This window comes from Acinetobacter sp. YH12208 (genome assembly GCF_013418055.1).
Lineage (GTDB): Bacteria > Pseudomonadota > Gammaproteobacteria > Pseudomonadales > Moraxellaceae > Acinetobacter > Acinetobacter pseudolwoffii.
In genome coordinates this window covers 47,538-69,857 of the sequence record NZ_VPCT01000009.1, presented here as the reverse complement: position 1 = coordinate 69,857, position 22,320 = coordinate 47,538, and the positions used below count along the sequence as shown (strand labels likewise).

Below are 22,320 nucleotides of genomic sequence, written 5' to 3'. Positions count from 1 at the left end.
TATATATGATGCCTCATCCGATTGCTAGGCGTGCTCCAGAATTTTGGTGGCTATTCAGTCCATCATTACCTACATTCAAACGCTCTAGTTTTCCAATTAGCTCAGGTTATAATAATGGCCACCCAAAATACGATTGATCTATTATGAACACCCCCAATGACCCTTTACACGGCAAAAAACTTGCTGACATTTTGGATGAATTATTGGATTACTACGGTGGCTTTGAAGGTTTAAGTCGTAAAATTGAAATTAGATGTTTTTGCATAGACCCAAGTGTTAAATCATCATTACGATTCTTGCGTACCACACCATGGGCACGTGAAAAAGTAGAAAGCTTATATTTGTACGTCTTACGCCAAAAGGCAAAACAGAAACCGTAGACCCAGGCCCCTCTCTCATCATCAAATTATACCAGTCAGTAAAATATTTTACATTAAATCATATATTTAAAATTAATATCATTTAATAAAATAAATCTCAGCGACTTTATCGAGATTGGAATCAGAGAGCTCGAGTCTCCTTTCCCGCTCCAGATTCAAAAAAGCCCTGATCGAAAGATCGGGGCTTTTTTTATGCATTGTCTATTTTAACCAATAAACGCTGACCAGCCCAAAACGAGTGCTTAGTCAGAGTTTGTCTTCATTTAAAATTAGAAAGTGACCCGCTGATAATCACGATATTGCGGTGTCCAGAAATTATGCTCAATCGCTAACTGCAAGTCCTCAATACTTACTTTAGGCGCCACCCCATCCTCAATGGCTGCAAGGGCGACTTTCAACGCAATCTGCTTTGAAATAGACTGCAAATGATCGAGACTTGGCAATAAATCCGCTTGTGGGTCTTGCAACTTAGGCGAACAATCCGCCAAAGCATTACTAGAAGCCATCAGCATATTATCTGTAACACGCTTCGCACCCGAAGCAATCACCCCCAACCCAATTCCGGGGAAAATATAAGAATTATTGCACTGTGAAATATGATGAATTTTTTCCTGATAATTCACCGGTGCAAAGGGGCTACCTGTGGCAATCAGCGCTCTACCCTTGGTCCATTGCAAAATATCTGCCGGTACTGCTTCTACCTGTGAAGTCGGATTGGATAAAGGGAAAATAATTGGCTGCACGCTATTCTCAGCCATAGCTTCAACCACTTCCTGTGTGAATAATCCCGGTTGCCCCGAAACCCCAATCAGTACTGTTGGCTTAGCATGCTTCACGACATCTGTTAATGAAATCATGGCTTCAGCATCTGCCCAGCTTTCTACATGTTCAGCAGGCTGTGCCAATTTACGCTGAAAATTTAGTAAATTCGGCTGATTTTCAGTGATCAGACCAAAGCGGTCGACCATAAAGATTCGTGCACGTGCTTCGCTATCGCTCAAGCCTTCCGCAATCATTTGTTTAATGATCTGTTCCGCAATCCCGCAACCAGCTGAACCAGCCCCCAGAAATGCCACCACCTGATCTTTCAACTGCTTACCTGCTGCACGTGAAGCGGCAATTAAACTTCCGACCGAAACCGCAGCGGTTCCCTGAATATCATCATTAAAACAGCAAATGCGATCACGGTATTTTTCCAGCAAAGGCATGGCATTTTTCTGCGCAAAGTCTTCAAACTGAATCAATGCATCCGGCCAGCGCTGCTGAATGGCCTGAATTACCATTTCGACAAAAGCATAGTATTCATCGCCGCTGATCCGCGGTTCACGCCAACCCATATAAATCGGATCATTCAGCAATTGCTGATTATTGGTGCCGACATCGAGAGTGATCGGCAAGGTATACGCCGGGCTGATTCCCCCACAGGCAGTATAGAGCGCCAATTTACCAATCGGAATCCCCATTCCGCCAATCCCCTGATCGCCTAAACCCAAAATGCGTTCGCCATCGGTAATCACAATCACTTTCACGTTCTTTTTATTAATATTGTGAATAATCTGATCGATCTGATCGCGATCAGGATAGGAAATAAAGATCCCGCGATGACGGCGATAAATATCAGAAAAGCGCTGACATGCCTCCCCCACAGTGGGGGTATAAATAATCGGCATCATCTCGCTAAGGTGATTTTCAATCAGGTGATAAAACAGGGTTTCATTGGTATCCTGGATATTACGCAAATAAATATGCTTGTTGATATCACTATTAAAAGCACAATATTGCTGATAAGAGCGCTGACTCTGTTCCTCGATGGTCTCGGTCACATGAGGAATTAAACCATGCAAATTAAAGCTTCTACGCTCTTCTTCAGTAAATGCAGAACCTTTATTGAGTAACGGGAGTTCTAATAAGGTATTTCCGGCATAAGGAATATATAAAGGGCGTTTACTGTTCAAATTTTCTCTGGGCATTATTTAACTCTTCTAATCAATCCTCGGCACTTCGCCGAAAACAATGACATCACTATCGTTATTTTATATAGCCTATCCTGATTTTAGCCTTTTGGGGTATTTAGTAAATTGATAATACTTTTAGCAGGATTTTATAATCTGATAACGTAGCGTGATAGGAGAGATTTTGGTTAATTTTGTAATAAATTTCTTTTATCCATCAAAAATGCTTGTTCTATTTTAAAATCTCACTGATTTAAAATGGGTTATGGCCTATTTAAATAGTGTTGATCTTTTTCATACTGCTAAGGCAGAAGATTGATTTGACAAAAAGTCAAAGCTCATCAAGGATAAAGGATAAATTCAATAATATAAATGAGTATAAAAATGAGTGAATTCCAGCCCCTTTATCAAGCTGATATTTTAGGCATCGGCTATGAGCAAGCCACCTTGAGCTTTCCAGATGACTATGAGGGCAAAGTTGTAGCAACCCTGATACGTAAAAAAGCAGCGCAGCCTACTCCTAAAGCAGTTTTGTATATTCACGGATTTATTGATTATTTCTTCCAGACTGAAATGGCGGAACGCTTTAATCAGCAAGGTTTTGATTTTTATGCGCTGGATTTAAGAAAATATGGCCGTTCGATTCTGCCGCATCAGAACTATTATAATGTGCATGAGCTGTCTGAATATGATGCAGAAATTAGCCAGGCACTGGATATTATCGCAAGCGAGGGCCATGATGCTGCCCTGCTCTGTGGTCATTCTACCGGCGGCCTCATCACCACATTGTTCGCGGCACATCACCCTAATCATCGGTTAATCAAAGCACTCTGGGTCAACAGTCCATTTTATAACTTTAATATGAATCCGATAAAACGTGCGCTCGGCATCCCGCAGTTAAGCAAACTGGCGAAAATTTTTCCCGACCTTAGATTTCCGAGTGAGTTAAATAAATGGTATGCCACCAGTCTGCACAAGGATTTAAAAGGGGAATGGGACTTCAGTCTGGACTGGAAAAAGACCCGCTACCCAAGGGTACGGATCAGTTTTATTCGTGCCATCTATGAAGCACAAAAAGAAATTCATCGCGGCATCGAACTCGATATTCCGGTTCTGGTCATGCATTCGCATCAGACTTTATATCCAAAAAAATGGGGCAAGGCAGCGCAAACTAGTGATGTGATTTTGGGAGTTAAAGACATTCAGAAATATGCCAAAAAAATTAAAGCTGATGTCACGGTTCAAAGCATTCAGAATGGTTTACACGATCTGGTGCTTTCAGACAAATCTGTACGTGAACAGGTTTATCAGCAGCTGTTTCAATGGCTCAACAGCAAAGGACTATAATGCCGGCAAACAGGAAAGATGATTTTAGGCTCCTGTTTTCTGTTAAGTGTTTTGATTGAATAAAATGGCCCTCTTGAATGTAATCCGCAACCATCAGAAATACATGAATCCTTCGATTTTTTAAGCGCCAGTTAAATGCTTATTTCTTAGGATAAGCTTCGATTAAATATAAAATTTAATTCCTATACTTCATATTCCAAATGTTGTCTTTTGTAGCAAGCGTGTAATCAAAGCACCACCTGTCTTTTTCCCTCTTTATAGTAGAGCTGACTGCTGAAACTGTAGCATTTTCAATTGAGAAAATAGGGTCAGCATGTACCAATAACAATCATATAAAGGAATAGATTATGCGTTATGCAGACCCCAATACTGACGGTGCAAAAATTCAATTTAAAGCCCAATACGACAACTTCATTGGCGGCGAATGGGTCGCTCCAGTCAAAGGCGAATACTTTGACAATATCTCTCCGGTAGATGGCAAAGTCTTTACCAAAGTGCCGCGCTCTTCTGTAGAAGACATCGAATTGGCCCTGGATGCAGCGCACAAGGCCAAAGCACAGTGGAATAAGTCCTCGCCCACCACCCGTTCCAATATCCTGCTAAAAATTGCAGATCGTCTGGAACAAAATCTGGAACTGCTGGCGGTGGCAGAAACCTGGGACAACGGCAAGCCGATCCGTGAAACCTTAGCGGCCGATATTCCGCTATGTATTGATCATTTCCGTTATTTTGCCGGCTGTATCCGCGCTCAGGAAGGCGGCATTTCCGAGATTGATGAAGATACCATTGCCTACCATTTCCATGAACCGTTGGGTGTGGTGGGTCAAATCATTCCGTGGAACTTCCCGATCCTGATGGCGGCCTGGAAACTCGCACCTGCCTTGGCAGCAGGCAACTGTATCGTGCTGAAACCTGCGGAACAGACCCCGGTCAGCATTTTAGTTTTAGCTGAACTGATTCAGGATATTTTGCCGCCGGGTGTACTGAATATTGTCAATGGTTATGGTATCGAAGTCGGTCGTCCACTCGCGACCAATCCGCGCATTGCCAAGATTGCCTTTACCGGTTCAACTGCAGTCGGTCAGCAAATCATGCAATACGCCACCGAGAATATTATTCCGGTAACACTGGAACTTGGCGGAAAGTCACCGAATCTGTTCTTTGCCGACATTATGGATCAGGAAGACGATTATCTGGACAAGGCACTGGAAGGCTTTGCCATGTTTGCCCTGAATCAGGGTGAAATCTGTACCTGTCCTTCTCGTGCCTTGGTGCAGGAAAGTATTGCCGATGAGTTTCTGGCGCGTGCGGTAGAACGGGTGCAACGCATTAAAACCGGTCATCCGCTCGACACCGACACCATGATTGGTGCGCAAGCCTCACAGGAACAGCAGGACAAGATTCTGGGCTGTATTGCCACTGGCCGTGAAGAAGGTGCGCAGATTCTGACCGGCGGTGAAGCACGTCAGGAAGTGGGACAAGGTTTTTATATTGAACCGACCATTTTCAAAGGCACCAATGACATGAAAACCTTTCAGGATGAAATCTTCGGGCCGGTGCTGGCGGTGGCGACATTTAAGGACTTTGATGATGCCATTAAAATCGCCAATGACACCATTTATGGTTTAGGAGCAGGTGTGTGGTCACGTTCAGCACACACCTCTTACCGTGCAGGACGCGCGATTCAAGCGGGTCGGGTCTGGACCAACTGTTATCATATTTATCCTGCACATGCGGCTTTCGGTGGCTATAAAAAATCAGGGATTGGCCGTGAGAATCACAGAATGATGCTGGATCATTATCAACAGACCAAAAACCTGCTGGTAAGTTATTCAACCAAACCGGCTGGTTTCTTCTAAGTATGAATTTTCTCAAAAGCGAACTGCGGTTCGCTTTTTTGTTTTATTCAAGTTTTTTAATATCTGGTAAATTTTTCTGCTCTTGATCGTTGACCAGCAAAATAAAAGTCTGAAAATCACAAAAACAGGAATAAAACTGTATAAAAAACAAATGAATACTTTAACTTAGAAGGACTTCGCCTAAGGTTTTCATTTTTTATGCATTTTAATTGTTCAAAAAACCTGCATAAAGCCCTGGCTTTCATTTAAAGTCGGCTTTTCATGATTCCCAAGACTGTGTATAACATTGAACCACTATAGGGAAACTAATAAGCATAGGCAAAATTGCTTAAAAAGCGTTAGACTATGTACCCAATAATGTCATGATTCGGTCTGATCAAGATCAAAAAAGAAGGTGAAGGTTGATGCCGCTCAATACTGTTGAAGAGCTTGTAGCAGATATCCGTGCAGGAAAAATGGTCATCCTGATGGATGATGAAGATCGTGAAAATGAAGGCGACTTAGTGATTGCTGCCACGCACGTACGTCCTGAAGACATCAACTTCATGATCACCCATGCACGTGGTCTGGTCTGCCTGACTTTAAGCAAAGAGCGTTGCCAGCAGTTGAATCTGCCTTTGATGGTCGATGCAAACGGTGCCCAGCATGGAACCAATTTTACCCTGTCAATTGAAGCAGCCAAAGGTATTTCTACCGGGATCTCACCGGCTGAACGTGCGCACACGATTCAAACTGCGGTGGCTGCCCATGCCAAACCGGCAGATATTGTACAGCCAGGGCACATCTTCCCGCTGATGGCGCAGCCGGGTGGCGTATTGCACCGTGCCGGGCATACCGAGGCAGGTTGTGATCTTTCTCGTTTAGCAGGACTGGAACCGGCTTCGGTGATTTGTGAAATCATCAATGAAGATGGCACGATGGCGCGCCGTCCGGATCTTGAAGTTTTTGCTGAAAAGCATGGTTTGAAAATTGGCACCATTGCCGACCTGATTCATTACCGCATGACCAATGAGCAAACTGTTGAGCGTCTCGATCATCAAAAACTCGACACCGAATACGGCACATTTGATTTATATCGTTATCGTGAACTGGGCAACCCGGATATTCATTTGGCCCTGGTCAAAGGCGAGCCTAAACAAGGCGTGACCACCGTTCGTGTACATGGTTTTAATCCGACCCGTGACTTGCTCAAACTGAAAAAACAGGACGGCGAACCGGCCTGGAATTTAGACCGTGCGCTAAAAGAAATTTCCAATAGTGATCGTGGTGTACTGGTCTGGATTGGGCAACGTCATTTACAGGATTTGGGTCCGGCTTTAGATACCTTAAACGCACCAAAAAATGTAAAATCAAATTCTGCACTGTCTCAGCAGTATCAGACCATTGGTGTCGGTGCACAAATTTTGCGTGATCTAGGCGTTGAAAAAATGAAGCTGCTCAGCTCTCCATTGCGCTTCAATGCACTATCAGGCTTTAACTTAGAAGTGGTGGAATACATCACCGCACAACAAACATCTTAAGAAATCATCGAGGTTGCTATGGCAGTTCGCCGTATTGAAGGTATGTTACATCTCGCGAACGAAGACCGTTATGCGATTTTAGTTGGTCGTTTTAACAGCTTTGTGGTTGAACATCTGTTAGAAGGTGCCATTGATACATTGAAACGTCATGGTGTATCAGAGGATAATATCACTGTTGTTCATGCCCCTGGTGCCTGGGAACTTCCTGTAGTTGCGAAAAAACTGGCAGCTTCAGATCGTTTCGATGCCATCATCGCGCTTGGCGCCGTGATTCGTGGTAGCACGCCTCACTTCGATTTCGTTGCAGGCGAATGTGCCAAAGGTTTAGGCGTGGTTGGCCTGGACACTGGCTTACCTGTCATTAACGGTGTACTCACTACGGACAGTATTGAACAAGCGATTGAACGCTCTGGAACAAAAGCAGGCAATAAAGGTAGCGAAGCTGCCCTGACTGCGATTGAAATGGTTAACTTGTTAAAGGCTATTTAACGCTATGTCGCAAACACTTCAAGCAACTTATGCAGCAAAACGTAAAGCACGTCGCTTTGCTGTACAAGGAATTTATGAATGGCAAATGAGCCACAATCCGGTGCATGAGATTGAAGCACGTACGCGTGTGGAAAATGCCATGCATAAAGTGGATCTGAGCTATTATCATGAATTGTTGACTCAAGTGGTTGCCAATCATGAAGCATTGGATGCGCTCTTAATTCCGGTACTCGATCGTGAACTTTCAGCACTGGATGGTGTTGAACTTGCGACCCTTCGTCTTGGTGCATATGAACTCAAAGAACATCTTGAGATTCCATATCGTGTGGTTCTAGACGAAGCGATCGAGTTGGCTAAACATTTTGGCGGTGCCGACAGCCACAAATACATCAACGGTGTATTGGATCGTTTAGCGACAACTTTACGTGCAGCAGAAAAGCAACAAGCCAACTAATTAAAGTCGAATTGTTGTATGGCTGAATTTTCGATTATCGACACCTATTTCAATCGCAAGAATACCCATTCTGTCGATTTAGGCGTCGGTGACGATTCAGCCTTGCTCACCCCTCCGCCTCAGCAACAACTGGTCATCTGTGCCGATACACTGGTTGCTGGACGACACTTTCCTCTCGATACAAATCCGCATGCCATTGGCTGGAAATCGGTTGCTGTTAATCTTTCCGATATTGCCGCGATGGGTGCAAAACCGCATAGTATTCTTCTGGCATTGAGCCTACCCCAAATTGATCATGACTGGCTCAAAGCCTTTAGTCAGGGTTTGTATGATTGCTGCGATCAATTTGGCGTGAGTTTAATCGGGGGTGATACCACCCAAAGTCCGCATCTCACTTTATCTGTGACAGCCTTAGGCTGGGTCGATATCGGCCAAGCGGTGCCACGCTCAGGTGCAAAACCAGGTGATCTGATCTGCGTCAGTGGAACTGTCGGCGATGCTGCTTTTGCCTTAAATCATTTAGGTCATCCGCTACAGAAACGTCTGGACTATCCGACGCCACGCTGTCAGCTCGGTGCCGCCTTAAAAGGTCTGGCGCATAGCATGATTGATGTCTCGGATGGTTTAGCCCAAGATCTTGGACATATTCTCAAAGCCTCGCAAGTCGGTGCCAAGCTACAACTGGAACACTTACCGATCAATCCTGCCCTGCAGGCCTTAAGTGAAGCACAAAAATGGCAATATGCACTGGCCGGTGGCGACGATTATGAATTATGTTTTACAATAAGCCCGCAAAATTACGAAAAATTATTGCAAAAACAACTTGATGTTTCGATTAGTATAGTCGGCACAATTCAGCAGCAGCACGGCTTAACTTTTGAAAAAGATGGCGTAGATCATTTGCTTCAATTTAATGGGTATCAACATTTTGCATAAACCTGCGATCAATTTTAAAGCCATGTCATGGACCGACCGACTGATTGTGTTTATTGGCGTTGGCTTCGGCTCAGGACTGATGCCTAAAGCACCGGGGACCTTTGGTTCGGCCTTTGCACTTTTATTTATCCCGATTTGGCTGCATCTTGATTTTCTAAACAGTCTTTTTGCCATTGCCATCATGTCCCTGATTGGCATATATATCTGCGGGCATACTGCCAAGGTCATGGGCGTTCATGATGATGGCCGCATTGTCTGGGATGAATTCGCAGGACAATCCATCACATTTTTACCCCTGATCTATATCGGCCAGATGAACTTTCTCTGGCTGCTGGTCGGTTTTGCGCTATTCAGATTATTTGATATCTGGAAACCGTGGCCGATTCGGGTCATTGACCGTCAGGTCGATGGTGGTTTTGGCATCATGCTGGATGACATCATTGCTGGCCTGTGGGCGGCTCTTTGTATTTTGATTTATTTTTACTTCACCGTGGCATAAGCCATATTTAGGATTAGAACATGTCAACGACTGTTATTATTCTTGCTGCAGGTAAAGGCACGCGCATGCGTTCAAGCTTACCGAAAGTATTACAACCGCTTGCAGGACATCCTTTACTGGGTCATGTCATTGACACAGCAAAAAAATTAAACGCAGATAATATTATTACCATTTACGGGCACGGTGGCGAGCAGGTTCAAGCTGCTTTTACAGCGCAAAAAATTAAATGGGTTGAACAGAGCGAACAGCTGGGGACCGGTCATGCCGTACAAATGACTTTACCTGTCCTGCCCCAAGACGGCGTATCGTTGATTCTTTCTGGTGATGTACCCTGTATTAACCCGTTCACCTTGCAAAAATTACTCGATGCCACTGCAGAAACTGGCATTGGTCTGGTCACGCTCACCTTGCCAGATGCCAATGGTTATGGTCGCATCGTGCGTAAAAATGGTCAGATTCAGGCCATTGTTGAACATAAAGATGCAACGAACGAGCAACGTCAGATCCAAGAAATTAATACTGGCATTTATGCGGTCAGCAATGCCAAGTTGCATCAATGGCTGCCAAATTTAAGCAATGAGAATGTTCAGGGTGAATACTACCTGACCGATATTGTGGCGATGGCTCTGGCCGATGGTATGCAGGTTGCTTCGGTAGAACCGGAAATGGCCTTTGAGGTTGAAGGCGTAAATGACCGTGTGCAACTGGCAGCATTAGAACGTCAGTTTCAGGCATGTCAGGCCAAACAGCTGATGCAGCAAGGTGTGCATCTGATTGATCCGAGCCGTTTTGATTTGCGTGGTAATTTAACTGTCGGTCAAGATGTACAGATTGATATCAATGTCATCATCGAAGGTGATTGCGAGCTGGGCGACCATGTTGAAATTGGTGCTGGCTGTATCATCAAAAATACCAAAATTGCAGCTGGGACTAAAGTGCAACCTTATAGCATTTTTGACAATGCTATCGTCGGTGAAGATACCCAGATTGGCCCTTTTGCACGACTCCGTCCGGGTGCAAAACTCGCAGCTGAGGTACATATCGGTAACTTCGTTGAAGTTAAAAATACCACGATTGGTCAAGGCTCTAAAGCCAACCACTTTACCTACCTGGGTGATGCAGAAGTTGGCAGTGGTGCAAACATCGGTGCAGGAACCATTACCTGTAATTATGATGGTGCAAATAAATTTAAAACGATTATTGGTGATCAGGCCTTTATTGGCTCGAACAGTTCATTGGTGGCACCTGTGAAAATTGGCAATGGCGCCACTGTAGGTGCAGGCTCAACGATTACCCGTAATGTGGAAGACAACTGTTTGGCAGTAGAGCGCTCTAAGCAATTTGCCAAAGAAAACTATCCACGTCCGCAAAAAATCAAGAAATAAGGGGAACAAATATGTGTGGTATCGTTGGTGGCATTGCAGAACGTAGCATTACCAATATTTTGATCGAAGGCTTAAAACGCCTGGAATACCGGGGTTATGATTCAGCAGGTTTGGCACTGATTAATAATAGCCAGGTCCTGCGTGAACGCCGTGTCGGTAAGGTCGCAAACCTTGAACAGGCGGTGAATGAATCCCAGATTAGCGGTTCACTCGGCATTGCGCATACACGCTGGGCGACCCATGGCAAACCGACTGAAGAAAATGCCCATCCGCATATTTCTGAAAATGTGGCAGTGGTGCATAACGGAATTATCGAAAACTATCAGGAACTCAAAGATGATCTTGAAGCTTTGGGTTATGTCTTTACTTCACAGACTGATACTGAAGTGGTTGCCCATCTGATCAATGATGCACTGAAATCTACCCCGAGCCTGTTAGAAGCTGTACGCCAAGTGGTTCCGCAATTGAAAGGTGCCTATGCACTGGGCATCGTACATACTGACCACCCGGATGAACTGATTACCGTGCGTGAAGGTTCTCCACTGGTGATTGGTGTCGGGATTGGTGAAAACTTCATTAGTTCAGATCAATTAGCCTTACTTCCAATTACTAACCGTTTTATCTACCTGGAAGAAGGTGATATTGCCCGTTTGACCCGCACCACCATTGAAGTCTTTGTCGATGGTCAGCTGGTAGATCGTCCGGTCAAGGAACTGGATGCTGCGGTCAGCAATGCGTCTAAAGGTGAATACAAGCACTATATGCTCAAAGAAATTTATGAGCAGCCTGAAGCGATCAAACAGACCATTTCTCAAGCCTTAAATGGCAATGACTTGCGCGAAGACTTCCTTGCCAGTGCAGAACAGGACTTCGCAAAAATCCAGCAAATCCAGATTATTGCCTGTGGTACCAGTTATCATGCCGGCATGATTGCGAAATACTGGTTTGAACAGCTGATTGATCTGCCGTGTCAGGTCGAGATTGCCAGCGAATTCCGTTATCGTACGCCAGTCATTGTGAATCACACACTCTATGTGTGTATTTCCCAATCCGGTGAGACTGCCGATACCTTGGCTGCATTACGTGATACACAGAAACGTGCGGCGGCCAAAGGGCTGGACATCACTACGATGACCATCTGTAATGTCGCTACATCATCGATGGTGCGTGAGACCCAGCATAGTCTGTTGACACTGGCAGGCCCTGAAATTGGTGTGGCATCTACCAAAGCCTTTACCACCCAGCTTGCTGCTTTAATGCTGTTGGTATTGAAAATTGGTTCGGTCAAAAATAGCATTTCTACAGAACAGATGACGAAGATCAGCACAGAACTCTGGCATTTGCCTAAAGTGATTCTGGACACTTTACGTCATGATAATGAAATTTTAGGTCTGTCTGAGCTGTTTGTTGAAAAGCAGCATTGCCTGTTCCTGGGCCGTGGTACGCACTTCCCGATCGCACTGGAAGGTGCACTCAAGCTGAAAGAAATTTCCTATATTCATGCTGAAGGTTATGCTGCAGGTGAGCTAAAACATGGCCCATTGGCACTGGTCGACAATGACATGCCGGTGGTGATTCTGGCACCGCAAGATGACATGCTGGATAAACTGAAATCCAATATGGAAGAAGTTCAGGCACGTGGTGGCGAACTGTTTGTCTTTGCCGATGAAAACAGCGGCATTAAAGCCAAAGAGCGTCAGCATGTGGTACATATTCCGGCAATCAATGCAGTGCTGGCACCGATTGTATATAGCATCCCGGTGCAGTTACTGTCTTATCATGTGGCAGTGCTGCGTGGTACAGATGTCGATCAGCCACGTAATCTGGCAAAATCGGTTACGGTAGAATAATTAAAATTGAATCAGGGCTGGGGAACCGGCCTTTTTTCTTCTGAATGGAGAGCCTATAAATGACCAAACTGACTTGCTTCAAAGCCTATGACATTCGCGGCAAACTCGGCACCGAGCTCAATGAAGAGATTGCCTATAAAATTGGCCGTGCTTATGGACAGATTTATCAACCTAAAACGGTGGTCATTGGCTGTGACATCCGGCTCAGCAGTGAAGGTTTAAAACAGGCCACCATTCACGGTTTAAATGATGCGGGTGTCAATGTTCTGGATCTGGGCATGACCGGCACGGAAGAAGTTTATTTTGGCGCCTTCCATCTGGATGTTCAAGGTGGTATTGAAATCACGGCCAGCCATAATCCGATGGACTATAATGGCATGAAACTGGTACGTGAAAATGCCCGTCCAATCAGTGCCGATACTGGTCTTAAAGAGATTCAGGCTTTAGCAGAATCAGATGAATTTATTGACGTCAGTAATAAAGGCCGTACTGAGAAATACAATATTCTGCCTGAATTTGTAAATCATCTGATGAGCTATATTGATCCGGCAAAAATCCGTCCGATGAAACTGGTGATGAATGCCGGGAATGGAGCAGCAGGCCATGTGATTGATGCGATTGAGCAAAAGTTTCAACAACTCAATATTCCGGTCGAATTTATCAAAATTCATCATGAAGCTGACGGCAATTTCCCGAATGGGATTCCCAATCCGATTTTAACTGAAAACCGTGACAGCACCCGTGATGCGGTCATTCAGCATGGCGCAGATATGGGCATTGCCTGGGATGGTGACTTTGACCGCTGCTTCCTGTTCGATGAAAAAGGCCAGTTTATTGAAGGCTATTATATTGTCGGCCTTCTGGCTCAAGCCTTCTTGCTAAAGCAATCTGGCGAAAAAATTGTACATGATCCACGTCTGGTCTGGAATACACTGGATATTGTAGAGCAATACCAAGGGATCACGGTTCAGTCCAAGTCAGGTCACGCCTTTATTAAAGATGTGATGCGTGAGCATAATGCGGCCTATGGCGGTGAAATGAGTGCCCATCATTATTTCCGTGACTTTGCCTATTGCGATAGCGGCATGATTCCATGGTTACTGGCTATTGCCGTATTATCAGAAACACAGCAATCTTTATCTTCTCTGGTGGAGGAGATGATCGCCAAGTTCCCATGCAGTGGTGAAATCAACTTTAAAGTCGCCGATACCCAAGCGACCATCCAAAAACTTTTCGATCATTATGCCGATCAGCAGCCGGAGATCGATCAGACCGATGGGGTCAGCCTTAATTTTGGTGCATGGCGTTTTAATGTGCGGGCATCGAATACTGAACCGCTATTGCGTCTGAATATTGAAAGCCGTCGTGATCATAATCCACGACCAATGCAGAATTATGTCGATGAGTTAACTCAGCTGATTCAGAGTTAATCTTCACGCATACAGTACAATAAAATGGGAGCTGTTCATCAAAAGCTCCCATTTTTATTTATATCGCTATAAAGATTTTAGCGATAACCATTCGGATTCTGCTTCTGCCAGTTCCAGCTGTCAGCGAGCATATCCTCTAAACCATACTGAGGTTGCCAGCCCAACTCTTGGACTGCACGGGTATTGTCTGCAAAACAGGTGGCCACATCGCCTTCACGACGAGGGGCTAATTCAAATGCAATCGCCACACCATTCACTTGCTCAAACGTATCTTTAACTTGTAGCACTGAAATGCCATTGCCAGTACCAATATTCCAGGCCCGACACCCTTGTGCAGTTAAACGATTATTGAGGGCACATAAATGTGCATTGGCCAAGTCGACTACGTGTATATAATCCCGTACACCCGTGCCATCGACAGTGTCATAATCATGACCAAAGATCGACAGTTTTTCACGTCGCCCTACTGCCACCTGAGTTACATAAGGCATTAAATTATTCGGAATACCTTGTGGATCTTCGCCAATCTGGCCACTTTTATGCGCGCCGACCGGATTAAAATAACGTAATAAGGCAATCGACCAACGTTCATCCGCCACAGACAACTTTTCCAAGAGCTGCTCAACAATCAGTTTGGTATAGCCATAGTTATTGGTCGGCATTCCGGTAGGCATCTCTTCATTTAAAGGTGAAGGATTATTTTCGCCATAGACCGTGGCTGAGGAACTAAACACCAGTCTAAAAACCTGTGCGCGCTGCATGGCCTGTACCAGACTGATTGAACCGGCAATATTATTGTCAAAATAAGCCAATGGAATCTGCTGACTTTCTCCGACGGCTTTCAGACCGGCAAAATGAATCACTGCATCAATCGAGTGTTGCTGAAATACCTGATCTAATAATTGAGCATCACGGATATCACCTTGTATAAATGTCAGGCTTTTTTGGGTCAACTGTTGCACCCGATTTAAAGACTCAGCAGCACTATTGCAGAGATTATCTAAAACGATGACCTCATGGCCGGCATTTAATAACTCAACACAAGTATGCGAACCAATATAGCCTGCCCCGCCCGTTACCAGAATTTTAGCCATGCTGCTTCCCTAATAAAATGTTAATTAAACCTTGAGTTGAACCATCCAGACCACCTAGCTCAGACTGTTCACCATTCAAAATAGGCAGCAACTGGTTGGCAATTTCCTTGCCTTTTTCCACGCCCCACTGGTCAAATGGGTTGATATTCCACAGCACCGATTGCACAAAAACTTTATGTTCATATAGAGCAATCAGCATACCCAGACTATAAGGATTCAGCTCTTGCATCAACAGCGTACTGCTCGGTTGGTTGCCTTCATACTGCTTATAAGCCGGCAAGCTCGCCAATTCGTTTTGATCCAGCGCTTCATTACCAAAGGCCAGTAAACGCGATTGCGCCAGACAATTCGACAATGCCAAATGATGCTGTTCAATTAATGCCTCAGCACTATCGGCATAGGTATATTGCTGACTGTTATAGCGCTTGACTGGCGCAATAAAGTCACAGCTAACCGACTGTGTGCCTTGATGTAGGAGTTGGTAGAAGGCATGTTGCGCATTCGGACCGACCTCTCCCCAAATAATCGGACAGGTATCCAGCTGCACTTTTTCACCATTGCGCTGGATCGACTTGCCATTCGATTCCATTTCCAGCTGCTGCAAGTAGGAAGCAAAATATTTTAGCCGCCCATCATAAGGCAGGATGGCATGGGTCTGAATATCCAGGAAATTGTTATTCCAGGCCCCCAATAGTCCCATCAACACCGGAATATTCTGTTCAAAAGGCTGATACTGAAAATGCTGATCAACCGCATAAGCACCTGCCAGCAGCTGCTTAAAACTTTCAATTCCGATACTCAAGGCAATTGGCAATCCGATACAGGACCAAAGCGAATAACGTCCTCCGACCCAATCCCACAACAACAGCTGATTTTCTGGAGCAATCCCCCAAGTGGTCATTTTCTCCGGTTTGGTCGATACCCCGATAAAATGATGCTTGAGAATATAAGGATGCTGACCCAAGGCCTTTTCTAACCACAAGCGTACTGTCTGGGCATTGGTCAGAGTATCAATCGTGCCAAATGATTTGGACGAAATAATAAATAGCGTGGTTTCCGGACGCAGTTGATGCAACAACTCGGACAGCTGACTGCCATCCATGGTCGAGACAAAATGCACGTTGAGTGGCTGGGCAGACTGATATTTAAAATCAGATAAGGCATGGGTGACCATTAGAGGGCCAAGATCTGAACCACCGACCCCAATATTGACCACATCCTGAATCACTTCCCCGGTGGCACCACGACGCTGCCCGGCATGGATTTGCTCGACCAAGGCATACATGCGCTCAAGTTGAGCATGCACATCAGCGGCCAGATCCGCATGCTGCTGATCCTGTGCTGGCAAGCGTAATGCCCAATGCATGGCAGCACGTTGCTCGGTATAATTAATATCCTGATTTGAAAATAAAGACCCAATCCAGGATCTTAGGTTTTGTGCATCTGCCCATTCAATCAGGTCCTCCATCACCGTGTTATCAATTCTGTGTTTACTATAATCGAAGACCAGCTGTTCAAACTGAATTGAATATTTGTTAAAACGCTGGGGGTCTGCGGCAAACAGTTCTCGTAGATGCACCGCATCAAGTTGTTCTTTGCTCGAGGCGAGTTTTTGACACACAGTTTCAGTATTTAGATCTGGTTTAAGCTGACTTAACATTAACGTCCCACCCCAATATAATTAAAACCACGCGCCTTGATATAGGCCGGATCATACAGATTACGCCCATCCAAAATCAGGGGATGCTGCATCAGTTTAATGAGGTGTGGATAATCTGGACTACCATACTGCTTCCAGGCAGTCATCAAACATAAGGCATCCGCACCTTCGACGGCCTGATATTGATCTTCACACAGGATTAGATCCTGCCGTATCCCATAGACTTTTTTAATATTGGCCAATGCTTGCGGATCATGCAGTTTGACCGTCACCCCTTGCGCCCATAATGCAGTGAGCATGGCATGCACTGGAGATTGCTGGATGCTCGGGGTATTTTCTTTAAAGGCTGCGCCCCAAATCGCCACCACTTTTCCCTGTAAATCGCCACGGAAATAATTCCATAGTTTGCGGAACAGTAATTCTTTTTGTTGTTCGTTAATCTCCCAGACCTGTTCCAGCAACTGGTTTTTCACCCCTGAATCTGCTACTGCATGCGTCAAGGTGCGGATATCATGCGAGAAGTTCTCTCCACCAAAACCGACGCCCGGAAACAGATAAGCCGAACCAATCCGGTTATCCGCCGCCATGCCTTGGCGCACCTGTTCAATATCGATGCCGAGTTTTTCTGCCACGCTGGCCAGATCATTCATATAACTGATCCTGGTGGCCAGCATGCCGGAAATACTGAGTTTGGTAAATTCGGCATCCAGTACCGGCATAAACAGATACTGCTGCGCACGCGGAAATAAGGGGCGTAACAGCTCTCTGATTTTAGCCTGTGCATCTGCATGATCACAGCCCACGATCAGCTGCGTGGCCTGAACAAAACTACGCAGGGCATTACCTTCCTGAATAATATCGGGCAGATAAATCCAGTCATCATTCGGCAGCAGTTGCTGGAAGCGTTGGGTGCCATGCAAGCCAAAGGTCGAAGCATTAATCATCAGCTTCGGATGAGCAAAACAGGCATGCCGAATGGTATCCAGCATCTGAAATGCCTGCTGCTCTTCGGTGGCATTAAAACTAAAGAAAAAAACATCCTGATTAAAATCTAGATGCTGAAAATCACAACAGTTTAAAAAACCGGATTTTTCCTGTTTGTGCAGCAATGACTGCAAGGATTCATCCTGAAAATAAGTCCGGGCCGGCTCATCTGCACTGAAGCTGTTACACCACACCACCTGATGACCACATTCAGACAAAAGGGCCGAAATGACCCCAGAAAATAAGGTTTTCCCCAGTACTGCGACTTTCATAGTATTCCTTTGTTATTATTTTTTATTATAAAGCGAGTTCTTGGATCAACGCTTTAAACTCGTGACCAAGCTTGGGATGATCAACCCCATAATGTAATACAGCTTTAAGATAGCCAAGTTTGTTGCCACAGTCAAAAGTTTGACCTTTCATGCGATAAGCTTCCACCGCTTCAGTCTGCTGTAACATGGCAATCGCATCGGTGAGCTGAATTTCATTGCCCGCCCCGCGTGGTGTCTGTTCCAGAAGCTGCATGATTTTTGCCGGCAGGACATAACGCCCGACCACAGACAGATTCGATGGTGCGGTGCCGACTGCTGGTTTCTCGACAATCCCTTGCATGACAATACTTTCGCCTTCGGCCGGAGATGCGGCCACATCGACAATACCATACTGATCCACCAGATGTTCAGGTACCGCTTCAACCATGATTTGTGCTGCTTGAGACGCGTCATAGCGTTGAATCATGCGAGACAAATCATTTTCCGGATCCTGATCCTTGACCAGCACATCTGGCAATAATACCGCAAAATCTTCATCGCCAATCACGGCTTTGGCACACAGTACCGCATGACCCAAGCCCAAAGGCTGCGGTTGACGTACGCTAATAATACTGACACCTGCCGGTAAAATTTCAGTAATTTCTTTGAGTAAATCGGTTTTGTTTTTTTGCGCAAGCGTGGTTTCCAGCTCAAAATTACGATCAAAGTAATTTTCAATCGATGCCTTGGAAGAATGAGTCACCAAAATAATTTGTTCAATCCCGGCGGCTACCGCTTCACGGACCACATATTCAATCGCCGGACGATCGACCACCGTGACCATTTCTTTGGGAATCGATTTGCTGGCCGGTAAAAAACGCGTACCGAGGCCGGCCACTGGAAGAATTGCTTTCTTAATCATATCTATAAATAACCTAGTTCACTTGAATTTCGTTACCACGGACATAACCATCGACATAGTATTCCAGCTGAGCCAATGCCCATTCAATATCGGATTGGGTCGCTGAAAGTTCATGCATCCGGTTAAATACCTCCAGGATTTCTGCCAATGGATAATGCTTCTCGACTGATCTCAAAATACGCTTATGCGAGGTAATTTCTGTATTTTCTTCATCAATCAGCAGTTCTTCATACAGCTTTTCACCCGGACGTAAGCCGGTATATTGAATTTCAATATCGCCATTTGGATTTTTTTCTTCACGGACTTTAAGTCCACTGAGTGAAATCATTTGTCGTGCCAGATCCTGAATCCGTACCGGTTCACCCATATCCAGCAAGAACACATCTCCACCGGTACCGAGGGCACCAGCCTGAATCACCAGCTGCGAGGCTTCCGGAATGGTCATAAAGAAACGGGTCACTTCGGGATCGGTTACCGTGATTGGCCCACCCTTGGCAATCTGCTGTTTAAACAGCGGTACCACCGAGCCCGAAGAACCCAGTACATTACCAAAGCGTACAATACTGATCTGGGTCTGATCTTGCGCTTCTGCCATGGCCTGACAATAAAGCTCTGCCATCCGCTTGGTCGCACCCATCACGTTGGTCGGACGTACCGCTTTATCGGTTGAAATCAGTACAAAGGTTTCGACGCCTTTTTTCACCGCAGCATTGACGCTAAATGCCGTTCCCACCGCGTTATTTTTCAGGCCTGCTAATGGGTTACACTCCACCAGAGGTACATGTTTATAAGCCGCTGCATGATAAACTGTTTGGATCTCATATTGTTCAATCACCCGCTCCAGCTTGCGTTCATCCAGTACTGAGCCCAGGATTGGAATAATTTCACATGATGCTGTGAGACGTAATTCTTTATCAATACTATATAAAGCAAATTCTGTCAGTTCATAAATAATAATTTTGGCCGGCTGGTTTTTAATAATCTGGCGACAAAGCTCAGAACCAATTGAGCCACCTGCACCAGTCACCATCACCACTTTATCTTGAATATTTTTAGCTAAAAGTTCTGCCACCGGAGGTACCGGATCGCGGCCCAAGAGGTCAATAATATCCACTTCCTGAATATCGGAAATTCGAATTTCACCATCGACCAGTTTAGTCAGGCCGGGAATCTCGGTAATTTTAAGATGCGCCGGTTCTAAAGATTTAACGATTTCACTTTTACGTATCCGCCCGACTGAGGGCAGTGCAATCAAAATTTCACTAATCTTTAATTTAGGGAGATATTTCAAGGCAATATCTGGTAAATAAACTTGAATACCCCCAATATTTTGGCCATTTAAAGACGGATTATCGTCAATAAATATAATCGGTAGATGCTCATTAGAGCGATTTAAGGTGGCTGCCACCTGCTGCCCTGCATTCCCAGCGCCGTAAATCGCGATCCGTTTTTTAGGCACTCCGGCCTGTAAATAAGAACGCACGATAAAACGGATAAAACCTCGGCTAAACCAGACCCAGGCAAACATCATAAAGCCAAACATCAACGGGATGGATGTCGGAATAAAGGCATGGGTGCTATAAGCCAATAAATACAGGCCAATCACGGATAAGATCGTTGCCAAACCCAGTTTAACAATAAAAAATTCATTAAAAGTCCGTACAATAAAACGGTATACGCCACAAATAAACAGCATAAAGACTGCTATCGTACTGACCCAAATCGAGCCAAAAGGAATGTTCGGCACAACCTCTGCACCGAGGTCAAACTGGCGGATGGCATAACACAGCCAGATTAGAACAGGGAAAATACAAAAGTCTAAAATGACTAAAAATGCGAGTTTTGCTGAACGTGGAGATTCGACTAAAGGCAGGATGATGGACTTCACGTGATATGTCTTCTCAATAGTACTTATAAGTTTCAATCCAATTTAGGTATTAGAATGACTAAATTGAAACTTGGGTAAATTTATCAAATGCACCTGTTGGTGCATTCTACGTGATTGAATCATGATTAGATTATATGCGACTAATGATCTGCTGGATGGCAGATTCAGTTGTTTGAATATTATTTTCTGTTAATGTCGGATGGACCAAGAACATCAAACTGGTTTCACCGAGTTTTTGCGCATTTTGCAAACGCTGTGCCGGTCGCCATGCTGTACCATCAAAAGCATGCTCCAAATATACCTCGGAACAAGATCCACTAAAACATGGCACACCCAAGGCATTCATCTCTGCCATAATCCGGTCACGTGACCAGCCTTCAGGCAACCGATCTGTATTGACCTGCACATAACATTTATATGCGGCATGGACATACTCATCGGATGGACGATGGACGCTAAAATATGGACTGTCTGCAAATGCAGCATAAATTTTTTCCATATTGGCCATGCGTTTTGCAGTCCATTCCGGCATCATTTTGAGCTGAATACGTCCAATCACTGCCTGCATTTCCATCATGCGCCAGTTGGTCCCAAATGAATCATGCAACCAGCGGAATCCCGGTGGATGCTGCTTGTTATAGATGCTGTCAAAGTTCTTGCCATGGTCTTTATAAGACCACATTTTTTTCCACAGGGTTTCGTCATTGGTGGTGACCATACCGCCTTCACCGCCTGTAGTCATAATCTTGTCCTGACAGAAGGACCAAGCCGCAACATGACCGATTGAGCCGGCAGATTTACCTTTATATTTTGCTCCGTGCGCCTGTGCACAGTCTTCGATCACATACAGGCCTTTATCGGAAGCCAGCTGCATGATCGGGTCCATGTCGCACATCCAGCCTGCCAGATGCACACAGATAATGGCCTTGGTATTGGGTGTGATGACCGCTTCAATGGTACGGCGGGAGATATTTTGGGAGTCTAGTTCGACATCGGCGAAGATCGGATTTGCCCCAGCTGTTACAATGGAGCTGGCAGAGGCCAGAAAGGTACGTGAGGTAACAATCACATCATCCCCTGCGCCAATACCTAATGCCTTGAGTGCGACATCAAGTGCTACTGTTCCATTGGCCAATGCCACTGCATATTGGGTTTCTGCAAACTGGGCAAATTCTTTTTCAAACTCTCGGCATTCTTGACCGGTCCAGTAGTTGACTTTATTCGACAATAAAACCTGGGAAACCGCATCCGCTTCTTCCTGAGTAAAACTTGGCCATGGTTCAAATGCAGTGTTTAACATGTTAATTCTCAAAAAGGTTTGAAGGGAATACTATTCACTATCAATATATTCGTGAAATTTATAAGATAATAGAAAATACAAGTTTCACAAAACTATTGCTTCAATCTATAAATTTTAAGT

General features: G+C 45.0%; 18 protein-coding genes. 11 read left to right on the top strand and 7 right to left on the bottom strand.

The genetic code is table 11. The features are described 5' to 3' along the window. The first annotated feature begins 143 nt into the window (after positions 1 to 143). Positions 144 to 380, top strand: a complete 237-nt coding sequence (locus tag FTU95_RS10200; protein ID WP_005173763.1) for a VF530 family DNA-binding protein — start codon at positions 144 to 146, stop codon at positions 378 to 380. Between the two features lie 269 nt (positions 381 to 649). Here FTU95_RS10200 and FTU95_RS10195 read toward each other — a convergent pair whose 3' ends face one another. Then, a complete protein-coding gene (locus FTU95_RS10195) occupies positions 650 to 2,350 on the bottom strand; it encodes an NAD-dependent malic enzyme (RefSeq protein ID WP_159138731.1) in 1,701 nt (566 codons plus the stop codon). Positions 2,351 to 2,716: 366 nt separating this feature from the next. Here FTU95_RS10195 and FTU95_RS10190 point away from each other — a divergent pair, with 366 nt between their 5' ends. The 10 genes from FTU95_RS10190 to FTU95_RS10145 all read left to right on the top strand — a co-directional run bounded on the left by FTU95_RS10190 (position 2,717) and on the right by FTU95_RS10145 (position 14,101). Continuing rightward, positions 2,717 to 3,679 (top strand): alpha/beta hydrolase, encoded by a 963-nt coding sequence (locus tag FTU95_RS10190; protein ID WP_159138732.1) that lies wholly within the window; start codon positions 2,717 to 2,719, stop codon positions 3,677 to 3,679. 347 nt (positions 3,680 to 4,026) lie between these two features. Next, positions 4,027 to 5,538, top strand: coding sequence for an aldehyde dehydrogenase family protein (locus tag FTU95_RS10185; RefSeq protein ID WP_180050399.1), 1,512 nt, complete (start codon positions 4,027 to 4,029; stop codon positions 5,536 to 5,538). A gap of 404 nt (positions 5,539 to 5,942) precedes the next feature. Continuing rightward, positions 5,943 to 7,058: a bifunctional 3,4-dihydroxy-2-butanone-4-phosphate synthase/GTP cyclohydrolase II gene (ribBA, locus tag FTU95_RS10180; RefSeq protein WP_100329687.1), complete on the top strand. Its 1,116-nt coding sequence runs from the start codon at positions 5,943 to 5,945 to the stop codon at positions 7,056 to 7,058. Positions 7,059 to 7,076: 18 nt separating this feature from the next. Continuing rightward, entirely contained in the window at positions 7,077 to 7,547 is a 471-nt protein-coding gene (ribE, locus tag FTU95_RS10175; protein ID WP_004280926.1) for a 6,7-dimethyl-8-ribityllumazine synthase, read from the top strand. A 4-nt stretch (positions 7,548 to 7,551) separates the two neighbouring features. Then, complete coding sequence (gene nusB / locus FTU95_RS10170) at positions 7,552 to 8,001, top strand: transcription antitermination factor NusB (RefSeq protein ID WP_004728813.1); 450 nt, start codon at positions 7,552 to 7,554, stop codon at positions 7,999 to 8,001. A gap of 18 nt (positions 8,002 to 8,019) precedes the next feature. Continuing rightward, entirely contained in the window at positions 8,020 to 8,937 is a 918-nt protein-coding gene (gene thiL, locus FTU95_RS10165) for a thiamine-phosphate kinase (RefSeq protein ID WP_074383718.1), read from the top strand. Continuing rightward, positions 8,915 to 9,436 (top strand): phosphatidylglycerophosphatase A, encoded by a 522-nt coding sequence (locus FTU95_RS10160; protein WP_180078408.1) that lies wholly within the window; start codon positions 8,915 to 8,917, stop codon positions 9,434 to 9,436. Before thiL ends, FTU95_RS10160 begins: the two co-directional genes overlap by 23 nt. Before the next feature lie 20 nt (positions 9,437 to 9,456). Then, positions 9,457 to 10,821: a bifunctional UDP-N-acetylglucosamine diphosphorylase/glucosamine-1-phosphate N-acetyltransferase GlmU gene (gene glmU / locus FTU95_RS10155; protein WP_180078406.1), complete on the top strand. Its 1,365-nt coding sequence runs from the start codon at positions 9,457 to 9,459 to the stop codon at positions 10,819 to 10,821. Between the two features lie 11 nt (positions 10,822 to 10,832). Beyond that, positions 10,833 to 12,671 carry a glutamine--fructose-6-phosphate transaminase (isomerizing) gene (gene glmS, locus FTU95_RS10150; RefSeq protein ID WP_180078404.1) on the top strand — a complete coding sequence of 613 codons (1,839 nt, stop codon included), beginning with the start codon at positions 10,833 to 10,835 and terminating at the stop codon, positions 12,669 to 12,671. A gap of 59 nt (positions 12,672 to 12,730) precedes the next feature. Further along, complete coding sequence (locus FTU95_RS10145) at positions 12,731 to 14,101, top strand: phosphomannomutase CpsG (RefSeq protein ID WP_180078402.1); 1,371 nt, start codon at positions 12,731 to 12,733, stop codon at positions 14,099 to 14,101. Positions 14,102 to 14,178: 77 nt separating this feature from the next. Here the strand turns inward: FTU95_RS10145 and galE are convergent, their stop codons facing one another. From galE to FTU95_RS10115, 6 genes are all read right to left on the bottom strand, one after another. Beyond that, complete coding sequence (galE, locus tag FTU95_RS10140) at positions 14,179 to 15,195, bottom strand: UDP-glucose 4-epimerase GalE (RefSeq protein ID WP_180078400.1); 1,017 nt, start codon at positions 15,193 to 15,195, stop codon at positions 14,179 to 14,181. Next, a complete protein-coding gene (gene pgi / locus FTU95_RS10135; RefSeq protein ID WP_180078398.1) occupies positions 15,188 to 16,855 on the bottom strand; it encodes a glucose-6-phosphate isomerase in 1,668 nt (555 codons plus the stop codon). Before pgi ends, galE begins: the two co-directional genes overlap by 8 nt. Beyond that, on the bottom strand, positions 16,855 to 18,111 hold the full coding sequence (locus FTU95_RS10130) for a nucleotide sugar dehydrogenase (protein ID WP_180078396.1): 1,257 nt from the start codon (positions 18,109 to 18,111) through the stop codon (positions 16,855 to 16,857). Before FTU95_RS10130 ends, pgi begins: the two co-directional genes overlap by 1 nt. Before the next feature lie 25 nt (positions 18,112 to 18,136). Then, positions 18,137 to 19,012 (bottom strand): UTP--glucose-1-phosphate uridylyltransferase GalU, encoded by an 876-nt coding sequence (gene galU / locus FTU95_RS10125; RefSeq protein ID WP_180078394.1) that lies wholly within the window; start codon positions 19,010 to 19,012, stop codon positions 18,137 to 18,139. Between the two features lie 13 nt (positions 19,013 to 19,025). Then, complete coding sequence (locus FTU95_RS10120; protein WP_180078392.1) at positions 19,026 to 20,900, bottom strand: nucleoside-diphosphate sugar epimerase/dehydratase; 1,875 nt, start codon at positions 20,898 to 20,900, stop codon at positions 19,026 to 19,028. 130 nt (positions 20,901 to 21,030) lie between these two features. Then, positions 21,031 to 22,200: a DegT/DnrJ/EryC1/StrS aminotransferase family protein gene (locus FTU95_RS10115; RefSeq protein WP_180078390.1), complete on the bottom strand. Its 1,170-nt coding sequence runs from the start codon at positions 22,198 to 22,200 to the stop codon at positions 21,031 to 21,033. Positions 22,201 to 22,320 lie beyond the last annotated feature (120 nt).